Source organism: Shewanella sp. 433 (genome assembly GCF_059338565.1).
The window spans coordinates 1,011,213-1,028,044 of the sequence record NZ_CM181703.1 but is presented as its reverse complement, the minus strand read 5'-3'; the positions used below and the strand labels follow the sequence as shown (position 1 = coordinate 1,028,044).

The following is a 16,832-nucleotide window of genomic DNA, read 5'->3' as shown; positions in this document are numbered from 1 at the left end:
CTAAAAATTCCAGCTTGCCGCTTAGAACTTATCGTTAACTTTTCTGTTTCAGTTGTTTATCTAAGAAATCGGCCAGCGAGCGGTATAGATGCGTTCTCACTTTCTCGCCGCGCATCGAGTGCTTAGAGCCGGGGTAGTCGATCATCTGAAACAGCTTGCCCTCATCTTGCAGCGCCTTATAAACCCGCGTGCTGTTTTCAAACAACACATTGTCATCGGCCATGCCATGATACATCAATAATCCCGACTGATAATCTTTGACATAAGGCAGTACACTGCTGGCTTCATAACCTTTGGCATTGCTGCCTGGGTGCGACAAATAACGCTCGGTATAGTGGGTATCATACAAGGCCCAGTCAGTTACCGGCGCTCCCGCAATCGCGGCTTTAAAATGTGTGGGCGCTTTAAATAGGCTCATTAAGGCCATATAACCGCCGTAGCTATGACCATAAATCGCAATATTGTCATCATCGACATAATTTAAGCTACGCAAATAATCGACGCCCGCCTTTTGATCGTCAACTTCCGCTTGCCCAAGTTGCTTATAGATCACATGTTCAAACTGAGTGCCTCGATGGGCCGAGCCACGATTATCGAGCTGAAACACGATAAAGCCTTGTTGCAGCAGGTACTGGGTAAAGTAGTCTTGTTCACTCCAACTATTGACTACCAACTGAGCATGAGGGCCACCGTACACACGCACCACAACCGGATACTGCTGGGTGGCATCAAAGCCTGTGGGTTTAAAGAGACGATACTGCAAGGCTTGACCATCTTGCGCTTTTATCTGACCAAATTCAGGTAATTGCCATTGACCGAAGAAGGGATATAAGGGATGAGATTCATCGACGTTATTTTGCTCGACCCAAGCCAAGCGATCCCCTTTAGCACCATGCAGACTCACCTGCGGCGGCTGCACTAGGCTATTAAAGTAATCGAGATAAATAGGCTGATTGTCGGCAAATACCGGCCCATGCATACCCGCTCGGCGGCTAATTTGCTCTATTTCGCCTCCGGTTAAGGGCACGCGGTATAGGTGCTTTTCGATGACACAGCTTTTGCGGCCAGTAAAGTAGACCCAGCCAGCCTGCTCATCGACATATTCCACCTCATCGACCACCCAAGCTCCTTTGGTAAGTTGCTTAATAAGCTTACCTTGCAGATCAAATAGGTACAGATGATTAAAACCATCACGCTCCGAGGCCCAAACCAGTTGTGGCTGCTGTTTCAAGAAATGCAGGTCGTTGTTTAAATTCACCCAAGCCTTACTGCGCTCTTTGATAACCGTTGTGGGTGCCGCGGTACCGTTTAAAGCGGCAATGCGTAGGTCTAAGGTCTGTTGATCGCGGCTTTGCCACTGAAATGACACATGCTGACTATCTGGCAGCCACTTAACCCGAGGCAGGTAGCTATCTGGGGTTTGGCCGATATCAATCCAGCGTACCTTGTTATCTTCAATATTGACCACACCCAGTTCGATACTGACATTATTTTTGCCCGCATAAGGGTAGCGTTGCTCGGTAAGCTTGATGCCATCGGCATAAATTTCGTTGCGAGTCACCAACTCGACAGCCGACTCGTCGATACGGGTAAAGGCAATAGCCGACTCATCCGGCGCCCACCAATAACCAGTCATGCGGTCCATCTCTTCTTGCGCGACAAACTCGGCCATCGCATTTTTAATTGCGCCACCACCATCTTGGGTTAATGCGGTTAATTGGCGAGTCTCGAGGTTAAGCACATACAAGTTTTGCTCGCGCACAAACGACACAAAATGCCCCTTGGGCGACAATCTGGCGTCGGTAATAAAGCCCTCACCGGTTGGCAACACTTCCACCTTGGCATCGGCAAGCGAGTAGTAATACAAGGCACCAGACGCTGGGATCAATATGGCTTGGCTGTCATCGGCCCAGAAATACTCCATGATCCCTTGACCATAAATGCGTTGACGCTCGCGGCGGGCCTTTTCTTCGTCCGACAGTTCGCCACTTTTAAGGCGATCGGCATTGAGCAAGATATCTTGCTCGCCGGTGGCCACATCCATCTGCCATAGGTCATATAAATATTGGTCGTCGACCCGCCCTGCAAGGTAAGTCACCCGTTGACCGTCGGGAGACAAGGTTAATCCCCGCGGACTACTGCCAGCCAATGCCGGCGAGGCATACAAGCGCTCGACCGTTAATGCTGCCTTACCACCTTGGGGTTGATTAAGCTCGGCTTGCGCCGCAGATACACAGTGAGATAAAAGCATAGGCACCACCATTAGCGCAGAACTAATCCATTTTTTTGTCATTATTATGTCCTGGATATAAAACGAGTTTGATTAACTAAGCTGTGATGCATTGTGCCTCAAAGTTGCACAAAATAAAAACGCTGCCACTTGGCCTTCGGCGTAATTAGCCGCTGAAAAAACGATTCATCTACGGTAGAATAGCCGCCAGAATTAAACCCTATAAAAACATGCTGACCTCAAATGTGAGCCTAGCTCGCTATGTCATAGGAAATAACATGCAAACTCTGGCGCAACACCTCAGTTCACAAGGGATTGAAGCTCCTTTGTCTCAACTCATTCTGACCCTAGCTGACACCTCTAAAGCGATAAGCCATGCAGTGCGTCATGGCGCACTGGCCGGTGTACTCGGTGCCACCGAGCAAGAAAACGTCCAAGGCGAAACCCAAAAGAAGCTCGATGTGATCACCAATGACATGCTTAAAGACGCGCTAAAAGCCGATAGCACGGTACGCGGCTTAGCATCAGAAGAGGAAGATCATATTGTTGAGGTCGGCCAAAGTGGCGATTTTTTAGTGTGTTTCGACCCACTAGATGGCTCATCGAATATCGATATTAACTCACTGGTCGGCACCATTTTTTCGGTGCTACCCGCGCCAAAATGTGAACTGAGTCAGCAGAGTTTTTTACAAAGTGGTCGCCATCAAGTGGCCGCAGGTTATGTATTGTATGGCCCATCGACCATGCTGGCCTTAACCACAGGTAAAGGGGTGCAGCTGTTTACCCTCAACCCAGATACCAACGAATACGTGCTCACCAATGCGGCAATGGCCATTAGCAAAGGTACTGGCGAGTTTGCCATTAATATGTCAAACCAACGCTTCTGGGAAGCGCCAATGCAAACCTATATTAGCGATCTACTGCTAGGGGAAATTGGCCCACGTGAAAAGTCATTCAACATGCGCTGGATTGCCGCCATGGTGGGCGATGTGCACCGCGTATTGTGTCGCGGCGGACTCTTTACCTACCCAACGGACAATAAAAACCCAGACAAACCTTATAAACTGCGCTTGATGTATGAAGCCAACCCCATGTCGTTTTTGGTCGAACAGGCAGGCGGTAAAGCCTCAACCGGCTATGAAAACATCATGGATATTGAGCCCAGCGACATTCATCAACGTGTCGCAGTGATTTTAGGCTCGGCTAACGAGGTCGATGCCTGCCTCGAATATCATGGCGTCGATTACAGCCAAGAGCCAAGCCTGTAGCCAATCAGCTAGCAGCACTCGCAACAAAAAAGTCGCCAAGGGCGACTTTTTTATTGCTTCTAACCATGACCTTTTGATGTAACGATGACTTGCTGAAAATATGTGCCAGCCATTATTAATCAGTCTCGGTATCAATACGTAGCACCACATAAAGGTGATTCGACATTACGGCAAATGCTGCCACATCAATGGCAAAAGCCGCTGCAAGCTCAAACAACAGCGATTCAATCCAACTGCGGCGATGATCATAATTTTTCCCCGAATAGGCATCATCACCACATAAAAGGCGCGCCTCACTACACGGCTACAACAATGATAATAGGGTGTGTCTTCAAGACTAATTTGGGTACGGCGAGGGCGTGGCATAACAACCTCCTTGTCTAATGCTCCTTCAAAGCTTAGTAGAAGGTCGTTTCTGATGCACATTAACTATGGGTGATGAGATGGACGCTCCCTAATACGGCGTCAATGCGCCAAACTGATTTTGAACCATACAGTTACTTAAGGAGCGTCCACCATGAAAGTTAGCACTATTTCGATTGATTTGGCAAAGAATGTATTTCAACTATTGGGGATGGATAAACACGCCAAGCAAGTGTTCAGTAAGCGCTTAAATCGAAAACAGCTGAGCGAGTTTATGTCACAGCAACCTGCCTGCGATGTGGTCTTTGAGGCGTGTTTTTCTTCCCATTACTGGGGGCGTAAGTTTCTTGCCATGGGGCATAACGTTAAGCTCATCCCAGCGCAGCATGTCACCCCGTTTGTACGCGGTAGCAAGAATGACAAGAACGATGCCATGACGATTTATGAGGCAAGCCTCAGGCCTAACATTCGCTTTGTGCCGATTAAAACCGAAGCGCAGCAAGAGGTACTGATGCTGCACCGCGTCAGAGAGCGCTTAGTAAAACAAAGAACCGCCTGTACCAATCACATTCGTGGCGTGTTAGTCGATTTCGGTATTTGTTTTTCGCAAGGTCACAGTGCTTTTGAGCGAGCCATGTGGGATATCATCTGTGACGAAGCGCAACGACCACTGATAAAATTAATGGCCAATGATTTTTGGGAAGAATATCAAGCACTCACTAAGCGCCTTGAACGAATTAACTCATTATTAAAGCAGCTGGTCGAGCAAGACCCTAATGGTAAAATCCTATTGAGTATTCCAGGTGTTGGCCCGATTATCGCTTCAGCATTTGCTGCTGCCATTGGCGCAGGCCAAGCCTTTAATAGCCCTAAAGAATTAGCGGTCTGGCTAGGGTTAACCCCAACACAATTCGCCTCAGGAAATAAGAGCGTCAATGGCAGCATCACCAAGCGCGGCGACGGCTACTTACGCAAACAACTTATTCATGGCGCCAGAACCGTAGTCAGCCATGCCAGCAAGAAAAGTGATGATTTAAATCAGTGGATAACCCAATTAAGAAGCCGTAAGAGCATTTGTACAACCGTAGTGGCTACTGCTCACAGACTTGCCAGGCTGATATGGATTTTATTGCACAAGCAAGTGCCTATGCGCCGCAATACGGCACTTATCAAGGCATAAGCCATGATGAAAATTAATCCCGTTGTCGCTATCTTGCAAAGCTCGGTCTGGCCAAGGGTAGTTAACCCGACTGGGTGATAAGAGCCGCAAGGTAGCACATTAAACACTCACCAAGGTTGTTGTTAACGATGAAGAAATGGCTCAGTCCAACCAGTGTAAGCCCGAACAGGCCAAGGATAGGATAAACCTAATCCGCATGGGTGTTTCACATTTTTAGGCGCAGTGGTACGGATTTCATTAGGGGCGGCACATTCAAAAGGATGCATGCACAGCCCGTATATATGGCAGTACAACCGCTTCTAGCAGTAAATGAGTCGCATCAAAAACAACGATAAAAGTGAGAATGTTGTACAAAAAACTAAGGCCAAAAAGCCTTCGGTGAGCAGAGTCTTGTCTTGACTCACCGGGAGCGTCCATATATGGCTATTTACTTACCCTACCTTTGGTGAGATAAAGCCTACCACTTTCAGCAGTTGGCTTCTTCTACGCCTCAATTAAGAGTGTCGCAGTTATTATCTGAAATCGGGAGTAATAATCTTTATTTACTTTACTATTTACTTGGCTCACCCTCAAGTGTTAACGTGAAACCAACATCTCGGCAACATAAAAATGTCGCAATGATAATTTTACGTTAACCCAAAACAGATTATAAGGGAGAGTATATATGAAATGGTTAGCTATTATTTTGATGTTGACATCTTTTAATGCTATTAGCGCAATATCACCACCCGTCACAAATCCAGATATTACAGATGAATTTATTGAGCGGTGCACATCAACTTTCAAGCCGAGTAACACATTATGTTATAAATACTTTAATTATAAAAAAGAAAGTATTTATTTCGGCCAAAACAAAAAAAACTCCGTAACATTAAAATCAGTCACCCAAAATGTTGGAATTGGTGTAGTACTAAAAAGCTTGGGAATTGAATCGATTACTATTTCAAATAGAAATTACTCCGGTTCTTCGACCGACATCATTGAAAAAGAAGCCTATGAAAATATAATATCGTTACTAAACGCTCTAAATGACAATAACGTTTTCAATAGCAGCGGAATCTCTTTTACCCCAAAAACCATGACATCGTTTGGTGCTAGTAAAATAGTACTTGATTTAATTGGGTTAGCCTCTGACCTTACAACATTATCAACGTTTTTACCTGAGTTTGGTTTATTCGCTGACTCTCCCACTTATATCGCCATAGCATGTGATAATAATGACAGGGAATGTTTTTTAGTCGTTGAAACATCAGATGGAGAACCAACAAAAGTAATTACTGAGTCATCTCCTTATTCATCAAATGAGCCTTTTTTAGTTATCGGTGAAGAAGCACGAAAAGAAATTATGTCTTCAATTCTGAAACTTGCAGGTCCGAGCTGCACAGTATCTTCAGAGTCTAGTGAGGTACCCTGCCCAGCTGGAGCACCTAGCGATAGAGTATGTTATGTAATATCAGCTACCATGAATTGCGGTTAATAATTTAAACATTAACAAAAAGCTCTGGCCAAATGCCAGTCAATTTAACTGACTGGCATTTTCCTTCAGGGTAACTGGTTTGAAATTCATCCAGATGCGACCACGAAAGAGCATTGCTCTATCTCTTTCCAACTCTCATTACCTAGTACAATCAAGCATTGATTAACCGTAGCTCGCTGACCTTCTGGATTGATGAGGAAGCCATCTCCACTTGGAATATCGTGAAAACGAGCCCCCCATTATAAAACAACAACATAATACGCTTTGGGTTCAGGTTCAATCGCCGTGCTGTGATTTGGTTATTCTAGGTCAATACGATATGGCCGGAATATCGAGATATGACGACATCAAGCCCGTGAAAACAAGCAGCCCACTCGCTGAAAATATGTGCCAGCCATTATTAACGCCAGTAACCGTAGGCCGTTCCGGCGAGTGAAACGAGCAGCCTGATTACTCTTGTTATATACGCTCTTTCTTAATCAATGTTAACGCTTCTTCTTTTGTAATAACTTCATAAGGGCTATTAGGATGAGCATATAAGAACTGCGGTCCATCTTCCCGAGTAGTCAATTTAGCTTCAATTTTAATAAATGAGCCGATCGGGGTATTTTTACGCATACTAGATGAACATGAAACCATCATATTCGTGTCCAAGCCTTGACCTTCTATCGGGTTTGCACGGACTGACTTGGATGAACCACCACCAACTCGTTTATGAGTTTGGATTACAAAAGTACGATAAGAACTCATATTACATCCTTTTATGTATAACGTCTTAGTATTTATACGTTGCGCTGTCTGCAAGGCATAAATAGCTTGTTGGACTTGGCCGCTGCCACATCCATGTATTTGGTATGCATGATGCTATAGGAGTTTGCTTTTCTGTGGTAGTCGTTTTTTTGAGCTTAGGTAAGGTAATCAATTGGTCTTCTTTAGTATTTTTATATTTCATTAACGCCTCTTCACGGCAAATACTCGTGATTCACCGTGCTTTTTAAACCATTCATGCCACTCAGGCCACAGGTCTTTGCCTCATTGATTTTCATAGCAAGGTCTTACTGAATCTACGGAGATTGATCGTGCTTTAAATTTGTGTTTTCGTTCTGTTCTCTCGCAAACATTGGACGCAGCAAAAGCTTGTTAATTTGCAACTCATATCAAATGAAGTTAAATCGAAGAGGCGCTAGAGATAAGTGTAAACACGGCTGCGGCCTTCGGTTTCAGGGATGAAACCGTAGAGCGGCCATGGATGGCGCACAGCGTGCCGCAGAAGTGTTTACACATTAGGTCGTTCCGTCACATCCATGTGATCACGACATTTGCGCATCCATGCACTGCACCTGTTGCAAGCAATTTCAAACAGTGAAGGTTCGACCTTCATCACTTTCAATAAATAAAAATGCAGCCAACCGCTACTCAAGCAAACTAAAAAAATGCTAAACCTTCATTTAAAGGCCACCAAACTTTGGTGGAAATCCCACCTTGAGCAGCCCTGCTCCATCAAGGATGGGTATAAAAAAGCCACAGCGGGAGGGCTGTGGCTTTTAGCGGTGATATCCATACCACCTTTAGGTCAAACTGGAACGACGTTATTAACGATAAGTTTAACTATAGTTTTAACTATAAGTTAATGTTTAACGGTTAATTTTTCTTTGAGTATTTCGCAGCTTCTTCACCTGCTAGACGACCAAAGGTGATGATGTCAGAGATGGCGTTACCACCTAAACGGTTAGCACCATGTACGCCGCCAGTCACTTCACCCGCACCGTATAGGCCTGGGATCACTTGCTTTTTAGCGTTCATCACTTCCGCTTTAGTATCAATCATCACGCCGCCCATGGTGTGGTGAACACCAGGGGTCACTTCGATAGCGTAGTAGTTACCTTCGTTAAGCGCACGAGGTAGGTTTGGACGCTCGAAATCAGCATCTTTGCCGCTAGTGACAAAGCTGTTGTAGCGCGCAACGGTTTCGGTCAAGGCTTTACCATCGATGCCGACACCTTTGATATCGCCAAGTTTCACTAAGGTATCTGCCGTTGGTGCGACACCTAAACCAATATACTTATCGATTTTGCTCAGTGACTTACGTACAGAGTCATCGAAAATCAAGAACGCTGATTTACCGGTTTGAGCTAAGATAGCCGCCGATGCTTTATCACGAGTGGTGATTTCGTTGACGAAACGTTTACCTTCACGGTTAACTAAAATCGCGCCATTACCACGTACCGCTTCAGTCACCATCACGCCGCCTTTGACTGACAATGTTGGGTGAGCTTGGATATATTCGAGATCTTTCATCGCTGCGCCAGCATTACCGGCAACATCGATACCGTCACCGGTAGCGCCCGGTTGGTTAGTCGAGATAAAGCCTTTTAGCTTAGGATCTAGCTTAGATACGCGATCGTTATTTTTGGCAAAACCACCGGTTGCTAAAATCACCGCATCGGCTTTCACCCAGTAGTAACCCTTGTACATCCCTTTAACTAAGATGCCTTTGACCTTACCGCTATCATCTTTAAGAATTTCGATACCACGGGTGTTCATGCGTAAGTCGATATTACGCTCAACGGCGTTATCATAAAGCACTTGTACCACGTGAGCGCCCACGCCAGCACCGCCAGTAGGACGATGTGAACGGTTAACCGATGCGCCGCCCATACGGCCAACATCGCTAAGATCAGCGCCCATGGCGGTCATCCAATCGACAGAGCCTTTAGAGTGTGAACTTAAGATTTCCACCAACGCGGGATCGTTAATATCACGACCGCCTTTCATGGTGTCTTTGTACATCAGCTCAGGGCTGTCAACAATGTCTTTGGCTTTTTGTTGATCCGTCCATGCGGCGTTCATACCACCGGCGGCCAATTTGGCATTACCACCAATAACGGGCTCTTTTTCGATAAGAATGACTTTCGCGCCATTGTCGTGCGCCGATACCGCCGCAGAGAAACCTGCACCACCAGTCCCCACAACCACTACGTCAACGGTATCGCGAGGTGCGCTAGCAAGTGCCGCTTGACGATCAGATTTATCTTTAGCGAGTTCGGCAATAGTCGGTTCATCACGTTGCCATTTTTTCGCATAAGGCATGTCAAAGTCGAAGCTGTGGCAAGAGTCACAGTAGACCATAGATTTTTCATGCGCGCTGTGACAAGAGGTACAAGCAACATCGCCAGGGAAATGAGAGTCGTGAGCATTATAGTGCTCATGCTTAGTGGTTTCAGCCACTTCAGCCATGGTGCCGTGACACGCGACACACTGTTGGTTTTCATAGGTTAAGCTATCATTTGAAAGCTCACCATCTGGGGTATGGCAGCTGTCACACTCTTGGTTTTGAACATGGAACTCAGCTAGGTTATCTGCGGCAAGCGCATTACCCATAAATCCAGCAGTGCCCATAATGGTAGCCAAACAGGCTGCAAGTTGTAGTTTTTTCATCTTTACTCTCCTTTCCACACTCAACAGCGGTGACGCAGTCAGTCCAGAAACCTTTCATTATAATAATGATCCACGTGTCGCCCAATCGCATTGCGTGGTGGCCGACACTTATGTTGCTCCTAATCATCTTTGTCGATAAATCCAGCGACAGCAAGGTAGACACTCAGGTCTCCACAAGAAATGCCGCCTTAATCACAACACCTAAAATGCACTATGCAAAGTTGCATAACTTGCAAGTGAGATATGCAATTTTGCATAACTCATACAGAGCGAGATCACTCGGGCGATTGCCGCCAGTAAAAGGCGGCTAACGCTAATAGTTCACCGTTTACTAATTCGCGCAGTGCAGCACAGTTTATTAAGGCGTTATTCTCTACACTCAAGCCCATGAGACTGATACTACTTTGCCTAATATGCGCCTCGCTGCCGGTGCTCTCCCAAGAGAGCATAGTGTTTGGCGTACACTCTAATACCGCCCCTTTAGAATGGCGTAACAATGGCGTTGACCAAGGGTTTAACCTTGAGCTCATGGACAGAATTGGCCAGCTTACAGGCAAGCGCATCATAGTGCGGCGCAAAAGCTTCCAGCAGTTGGTCGCGGATGTGCACAACCCAGATAGTGATATCGATGTGATAGCCGTGGTCAGTCCGGTGAACTTTAGCCGTGAGCTAAATCAATCGGATCCTATCTATTCCACCCACGCCAAGGCTTATACCTTGCAAGGCAAAGCGTTTATCAATAACTGGAGCGATCTTGCTGGCAAGCGAGTCGCCATTAAAAAAGGCGCTTTTATCGATGTGTATCTGTCAGATCACCTGCAACAGTTTGAGCGTATTGATGTCGATCTGTATGAAACCGGTTTTCAACAATTGATGGATGATCAAGTCGATGTGGTGTTAGCCGAAAACTTTGTCGCCCGCCGACTACTGCCCTTTTACCCCTCGGTGAGAAGCTCCAGCGATGCACTGATCTACGGCGCCTTTAACTTTGTCTGTAATGGCAAAAAAACCGCGTTAATGCAGCAGATAAATGACGCTCTGCGTCAGCTTAAACTCTCGGGAGAATATGACACATTAGTCAACAAATGGTTTGGCACCGGGCGGGAAAAGGTCGATTTAACCTCGACCCAAAAACGCATGTTTTCTGTGGCCATTTTAGTGGCGCTTATCTCGGCAATCGGAATGGTTTACACCGGGTTTATCAGCGCGAGCCTACGCCGCCAAAAGAGGGCGCTTAAAGAAGAGTTAGAACAGCGCCGGCGCGCCGAAGCCGAGATATCGGTTATTTCAACTCAGTTTCAGTCGGTGCTCGATGGCATTCCCCATGGCGTCACCATCATAGATCAACACCTTAAGCGCCTGTGGAGTAACGATAACAATATCGAGCTGCTGGTTAATCAGCAATTTCACTACCTCGATGGCCAACCCTTTGACCTTAAACAGGCGATCAATAGCGTGCTGACCCAGCAGCGGTCACAAACGGCTGACATGCAGTACCAGCAAGAGTTTTGGCAATTGCAGATCCACCCGATCGCCAGCGATCAGGTGGTGATATTGCTCGAAGAGTCCACCGAGCAACATCGGTTGCGTCAGGCCAACGAAGAGGCCAGCCGCCTAGCCTCCCTAGGTGAGCTTTCAGCCGGCATTGCCCACGAAATCAATAACCCCACAGGGCTGATTGTGCATGCAATTTCACTGCTGAGCGCGGCAATAAAGGATCTAACACCTGCTGCAAGCCACTACCAAAAACACAACCCGTTTTGGCGCATTGCCGGACTGGCACCAAGCGATGCCATGGCCGAGTTGGGCCATAGCTGTCAAACGGTTGAAGAGGCCGCTACGCGCATCAGCCGTATTGTTAACGATCTTAAATGCTACGCCCTGCCAAACTTAGCCCAAGCACATCTGCCTATCGCCCTTAACGATGTGGTGCAGGTGGCGCTGCGCTTAACCAATAATCAGTGTAAGAGCTATCAAATCACCACCAACCTTTGTCCAGCAGATCCACTCATTAACGGCGATGCCCAGCAGCTGCACCAAGTGTTGATTAACCTTATTCAAAATGCCTGTCACGCCTGCGACCCTTACACTGGCGCTATCAGTATCGCCACCGAGGTTGATGCAGACCAAGTGCTGCTCACCGTGAGCGATAACGGCTGCGGCATGGACCGCGCCACCTTAAAACGCATCACAGAACCTTTCTTTACCACGCGCAGAAATAACGGCGGTTGCGGCCTAGGCTTGTCGGTCAGCAGCAGGATAATCAAACAACATCATGCGCAAATGCAGATCCAATCGAGTGTCGACCAAGGCACAAGCATCCGCTTAACGTTTGCGTTAGTACAACAGGATTAACCCCATGAAATTGGCCAGAAACATACTCTTAGTCGACGATGAAGCCTCATGGCTACGCACCTTAGCCGTCACCCTTAACCGCTTAGTGCCCGAAGCTGAAATCGACACCTGTGTCGATAGTCGTCAGGTGATCAATCGCCTACAGGTGGGCGATTACGCCTTAGTCTTACTGGACTTAACCATGCCTTTCGATTGTGGCGAAACGCTACTGGCGATGATCCGCAGCGAGTTTCCTAACACCCGGGTGATCATCGTCACCGGCGTCAATGAGGTCGATACTGCGGTGCGCTGCATTAAAAATGGCGCTTACGATTACTTTATCAAAACCGATAAGGTGGAAGAGTTGGCTCAATCGGTGCGCCGCGCGCTAGAAGTGGTGGGGCTGGAGCGTAACTACCTGCACATTAAAGAGCGTTTCTTAAGTCGCACCTTAGACAATCCACAGGCGTTTAATAATATTTTGACCTGCGAGCCGCAGATGCTCGATCAATTTCGCTATTTAGAGGCGGTCGCGTTTAGTCCTGAGCCTTTACTTATCTTTGGTCAAAGCGGTACCGGCAAGTGTGAATTTGCCCGCGCCTGCCACAGCCTCTACAGCCCACAAGCGCCATTTTTAACCATTAATCTGGCGGGGATCAGCGGTGAGGTATTCGCTCAAAAGATGTGTGGTCAACTGCACCACAATAGCGATGGCCAAATCGATGCCGTAGCCGGTTTGCTGCATCAAGTGGGCGATGGCGTACTCTACCTTAACGAGGTGGGCGCCCTGCCACTGGCGGCACAAATCACCTTATTGGATCTGCTTGAAACCAAGCAATATTATCCATTGGGCAGCGACAGTGCCTATCCGGTGCGATGCAAGTTTGTCGCCTCGACCCAAGATGATTTACTGAAATTACACCAAGCTGGGCAATTTCGTAGCGATCTGCTGTATCGTTTACGCGCCCATAAAATCAAGCTGCCGCCACTGGCCAACAGGCCGCTGGATATTTCGATGCTGATCAACCACTTTATTGCTCAGGCGGCCAGTGAAATGGCGCTGCCAATGCCGCAACAACCGGCCGACTTGGCCGCTAAACTGGCGAATTACAACTTTCCGGGCAATTTGCATGAACTTAAGGGGATGGTATTTGATGCGGTCAGCCGCAGTGATGGCGTCGCGCTGAATATCTCCCCCTTTATGGAGGCGATTAACGAGCATAAATCGCTGACACAAGCGCCATTAGATACGCTGGTTTTTCCTAAGGTGTTGCCTAGTTTAGCCCAGATGAATCAGGCGTTAATTGATGAAGCCATGAGCCGCACCGCCAATAATCAAACCGCGGCGGCGCAGTTACTGGGCATTAGCCAAAGCGCCCTCAGTCGGCGCTTAAAAGGCCATTAAGTCTCCATCATCATGAGTGGCTTGGCACCACTCATGATGATGTATCGCGACTTAAGCGGACTGACTTAAGCAGGCTTGAGCTGCGCCTCTTGCGCCTTAAGCTCCTCGGCTTGATGTTCTTTCTCTGTGGCATCGACTATGGTTAACACCGCCGCATCACCCACTACATTGCACGAGGTCAACACCATATCGATCACCCTGTCGAGCGCCGCTACTATCACAAAGGCTTCGAGTGGTAATCCCATCTGATGGATCAACACGCCAATCATCACCATGCCACCACCAGGTACACCGCCAGCGCCGACCGATAACAAAAAGATACTGAATAACAATGATGGCAACTGCTCCATCATGATGGGGGCACCAAAGGCATTAGCGACAAAGAAAATCGCAATGGTGACATAAATCGACACACCGGTCATATTCATGGTCGCCCCCAGGGGCACGCCAAAACCAGCGACTGCGGGCTTAACCCCCAGCTTTTCTGTTAAGGTGCGCATGGTCACCGGAATGGTGGCATTAGAGCTTGCGGTAGATAAGGAAAACAAAATTTGCTCTTGTGTCTTAGCCCGAAACGCCTTGGCCGACACCGAGGTAAACAGACTAACGGCAATAGGATAGACGGCAAAAATCCAGATCAAGAGCAGGGTAATGATCACCACCATATATTCCATCACGCTGACAAATAAGCTGGCCTCTAACGTGGCGCCTAACTTCAGCATCAAGGCAAACACCCCATAAGGTGCCAGCTTCATCACGACGCTAATCAGCTTCATCATCAACTTGTTGCCCTCTTGAAACCCTTGGTTTAACAAGGGAACGCCATCGCCCATCGACTTAATCACCCCACCGACTAATAGCGCCATAAAGATCACCTGTAGCATATTGCCCGAGGAAAACGCGCTAACGGGATTACTGGGGACGATATCGACAATCAGTTGCATCAAGTTAGGCAGCTCAGTCGTGGCTATCACAGCCTCAGTGCCTGAGGTCATATCGATGCCGGCACCGGGCTCAACAATCAAGGCCACCGCCAGTGCAGTAGAGATGGCGAGCAGCGTATTAATAATATAAAACCCAAAGGTTTTACCACCGAGGCGGCCAAAACTCTTCAGGTCGTCTAGCTCCAGTACACCACAAACAATGCTGACAAACACCAAAGGCACAACCATCAACATGATCATATTGACAAACATGGTACCGACACCGCTGGCGATGTTGACCACCCATGCGGTTAATTGGCTGGCATCAGCCAAACCGTATTGCAAAATAGTGCCGAGTATGACACCCGAAAAGAGCCCGATAAAGATGCGGGTAGAAAGTGATTTTGTCATCTGTTTGCCTATTAAATTTAGCGTATCTACTGCACGCTTTTATCTGTGTATCTCATCGATGGAGATTAAGATGTGAGGCGGGTACTCCCCTGCTTGTGCAGAGATAGTGGATCATGCTAGCAAGCTTTTCAATGGGCTTGGAAAAAAACCTCAAAAACAACAAGCGCATAACAAGATAAAATATAAATACTTAGCCCAATATTAACAAAGAGATATAGAGACTCAGCACCGACACGCGCAACCCAAACTTTTACATTGACCCATAAAAATAAACCTAACCACTTGATTTACAACTGGCAACACCAGTTTTTACCACTAAAAAATAAAACCGAAAAGGCGTATATATCTACAAAAGCAACACCAGGCAAACTAAACCACTACTGGCACAGCGTCACTAGTGAAATACACTAGCCAACGTCGCTGAAAAAAGCGCCGCCCCGTGCTGATAATAAGCAATAAAAAAACCATTAAATCAAAGTGTAAACACTTGATTTAATGGTTTTAAGGACGATTACTTTACTTAAAGGTTATAACTTTTTTGGTCAATAGCGGCTTAGACCCAAGGCGTTATCCTCAGCAGGCTAGGCCAACCAAAGCTCCACATCACGAATAATAAAGTTACCACTGTAAGTGGGGTGCGGCTCACCAATGGGCTCTAATTCAAAATAGCGTCTGTGCTCTTCTGGCAATCCTTCGTAACCGCAGATCACCTGATACAGCCAGCTCTCAGGATCCCACTCCAGCGTTTGCTGTTGATGGTATTGCAATGCCGATTGCCTTAAGCCTGAGTCGATCACCGCACAAAAATAATCATCGACCGCCAACTTGAGGGGGTTAGCGGCAATTTCAAAATCTTCAGCATCAACCAAGGCAAACGCCACATCATGCTCGCGCACTAAGGTGTCACGCTCGACACGGCTAATGGCTTTCACTTGCGCCACCAGCTGTAACAGCTCAGCCTCATAGCCGGTATTACTCACATCAACCGCTGCGGGGGCTAAGAGTGCTTCGGCGCGATTAAACAGAACTGGCAACTGCTTGTGGCTGACATGATCTGCCACCTGATAATCGGGATGTTGATCTGTGTATAACAACCAGCCCTTAAGTAAGCGTGTACGCCCTTGGATCTGCCTAAAACGTCCAAGCAACTCCAATAACCGCCCCTGCACCACACTGAGTTCTTGGGTGCAATCACTCAAGGTTTCTTGCAAGGTGGTGACCAGCAATTTACGCAGCTCACGAATATCACCGGCCAGCTCGCCAAGCTCGCTAAATTGGAACATCTCTAAGCCATTGAGCAGCTCACTGACTTGGCTTTGGGCCAATTCGTTTTCACGAATTTTGGCATTGATGGTGCCGACATAACCAAACTCATTATTAATCCGGCTCCACAATACCCGTATCGAATAACGCAACCCTTCGGCAAAGCTGTAAACGTGCTCACTCAGATCGGCTAAATAGGCTTCACTGGCGCTATAATCTACCGCATGGCGCGCCTCTTTATAGTGGCTCGCCAAGGTTTTGATGGTGGCAAGACCCGAGCCGACATTGGCATCGATTTGCCGATTACGCTCATCACTTAAAGTCTCTTCTAATAGCGCGCGCACTGACCGTTTGAGGCGTAAATCTTGCCCGGGTTCTGGTCGCCACAGGATCTCGGCTTTACGTAGCTTATCGATTGCTGCCGCGTTATCGCCCCCTTCGGCCACTGAGCCCGATAGGTACACGTCCATGATAAGTTCGCTATGCCGCCCCAGTAGCTTAAGTAGCGTTACCCCGGATTGGTGTAAGTTACTACTCATA

At 47.4% G+C, this 16,832-nt stretch carries 9 protein-coding genes and 2 pseudogenes; 5 read left to right on the top strand and 6 right to left on the bottom strand.

Annotation, left to right across the window (positions count from 1 at the left end):
• Window positions 1-34: 34 nt before the first annotated feature.
• Window positions 35-2,293, bottom strand: coding sequence for a S9 family peptidase (locus tag AC5YB1_RS04655; protein WP_494520902.1), 2,259 nt, complete (start codon window positions 2,291-2,293; stop codon window positions 35-37).
• A 215-nt stretch (window positions 2,294-2,508) separates the two neighbouring features.
• Between AC5YB1_RS04655 and AC5YB1_RS04650 the strand changes: the two genes are divergently transcribed.
• Entirely contained in the window at window positions 2,509-3,498 is a 990-nt protein-coding gene (locus tag AC5YB1_RS04650; RefSeq protein WP_494520901.1) for a class 1 fructose-bisphosphatase, read from the top strand.
• Window positions 3,499-3,619: 121 nt separating this feature from the next.
• Here the strand turns inward: AC5YB1_RS04650 and AC5YB1_RS04645 are convergent.
• Window positions 3,620-3,864 (bottom strand): annotated as a pseudogene (locus tag AC5YB1_RS04645) (transposase); the annotation flags it as partial.
• A gap of 151 nt (window positions 3,865-4,015) precedes the next feature.
• Here AC5YB1_RS04645 and AC5YB1_RS04640 point away from each other — a divergent pair.
• Together AC5YB1_RS04640 and AC5YB1_RS04635 are read left to right on the top strand one after the other, a co-directional pair.
• Window positions 4,016-5,058 (top strand): annotated as a pseudogene (locus AC5YB1_RS04640) (IS110 family RNA-guided transposase).
• 647 nt (window positions 5,059-5,705) lie between these two features.
• Window positions 5,706-6,518 (top strand): hypothetical protein, encoded by an 813-nt coding sequence (locus AC5YB1_RS04635; protein ID WP_494520900.1) that lies wholly within the window; start codon window positions 5,706-5,708, stop codon window positions 6,516-6,518.
• A gap of 459 nt (window positions 6,519-6,977) precedes the next feature.
• Here AC5YB1_RS04635 and AC5YB1_RS04630 read toward each other — a convergent pair whose 3' ends face one another.
• Both AC5YB1_RS04630 and AC5YB1_RS04625 read right to left on the bottom strand, forming a co-directional pair.
• The gene (locus AC5YB1_RS04630; RefSeq protein ID WP_494520899.1) at window positions 6,978-7,268 is read right to left on the bottom strand and encodes a hypothetical protein; all 291 of its coding nucleotides are present in this window, start codon (window positions 7,266-7,268) and stop codon (window positions 6,978-6,980) included.
• Between the two features lie 891 nt (window positions 7,269-8,159).
• Complete coding sequence (locus AC5YB1_RS04625; RefSeq protein WP_494520898.1) at window positions 8,160-9,956, bottom strand: flavocytochrome c; 1,797 nt, start codon at window positions 9,954-9,956, stop codon at window positions 8,160-8,162.
• A 387-nt stretch (window positions 9,957-10,343) separates the two neighbouring features.
• Between AC5YB1_RS04625 and AC5YB1_RS04620 the strand changes: the two genes are divergently transcribed.
• Complete coding sequence (locus tag AC5YB1_RS04620; RefSeq protein ID WP_494520897.1) at window positions 10,344-12,311, top strand: ATP-binding protein; 1,968 nt, start codon at window positions 10,344-10,346, stop codon at window positions 12,309-12,311.
• Between the two features lie 4 nt (window positions 12,312-12,315).
• On the top strand, window positions 12,316-13,695 hold the full coding sequence (locus AC5YB1_RS04615) for a sigma-54-dependent transcriptional regulator (protein ID WP_494520896.1): 1,380 nt from the start codon (window positions 12,316-12,318) through the stop codon (window positions 13,693-13,695).
• 65 nt (window positions 13,696-13,760) lie between these two features.
• Here the strand turns inward: AC5YB1_RS04615 and AC5YB1_RS04610 are convergent, their stop codons facing one another.
• Window positions 13,761-15,029, bottom strand: coding sequence for a dicarboxylate/amino acid:cation symporter (locus tag AC5YB1_RS04610; protein WP_494520895.1), 1,269 nt, complete (start codon window positions 15,027-15,029; stop codon window positions 13,761-13,763).
• A 581-nt stretch (window positions 15,030-15,610) separates the two neighbouring features.
• On the bottom strand, window positions 15,611-16,831 hold the full coding sequence (locus AC5YB1_RS04605; protein ID WP_475514872.1) for a phosphoenolpyruvate carboxylase: 1,221 nt from the start codon (window positions 16,829-16,831) through the stop codon (window positions 15,611-15,613).
• Window position 16,832: the final 1 nt, after the last annotated feature.

Excerpts from the sequence above, each read along its gene's own strand:
- AC5YB1_RS04655 (WP_494520902.1), bottom strand. The coding sequence starts at position 2,293 with ATGACAAAAAAATGGATTAGTTCTGCGCTAATGGTGGTGCCTATGCTT.
- AC5YB1_RS04650 (WP_494520901.1), top strand. The coding sequence starts at position 2,509 with ATGCAAACTCTGGCGCAACACCTCAGTTCACAAGGGATTGAAGCTCCT.
- AC5YB1_RS04635 (WP_494520900.1), top strand. The coding sequence starts at position 5,706 with ATGAAATGGTTAGCTATTATTTTGATGTTGACATCTTTTAATGCTATT.
- AC5YB1_RS04630 (WP_494520899.1), bottom strand. The coding sequence starts at position 7,268 with ATGAGTTCTTATCGTACTTTTGTAATCCAAACTCATAAACGAGTTGGT.
- AC5YB1_RS04625 (WP_494520898.1), bottom strand. The coding sequence starts at position 9,956 with ATGAAAAAACTACAACTTGCAGCCTGTTTGGCTACCATTATGGGCACT.
- AC5YB1_RS04620 (WP_494520897.1), top strand. The coding sequence starts at position 10,344 with ATGAGACTGATACTACTTTGCCTAATATGCGCCTCGCTGCCGGTGCTC.
- AC5YB1_RS04615 (WP_494520896.1), top strand. The coding sequence starts at position 12,316 with ATGAAATTGGCCAGAAACATACTCTTAGTCGACGATGAAGCCTCATGG.
- AC5YB1_RS04610 (WP_494520895.1), bottom strand. The coding sequence starts at position 15,029 with ATGACAAAATCACTTTCTACCCGCATCTTTATCGGGCTCTTTTCGGGT.
- AC5YB1_RS04605 (WP_475514872.1), bottom strand. The coding sequence starts at position 16,831 with ATGAGTAGTAACTTACACCAATCCGGGGTAACGCTACTTAAGCTACTG.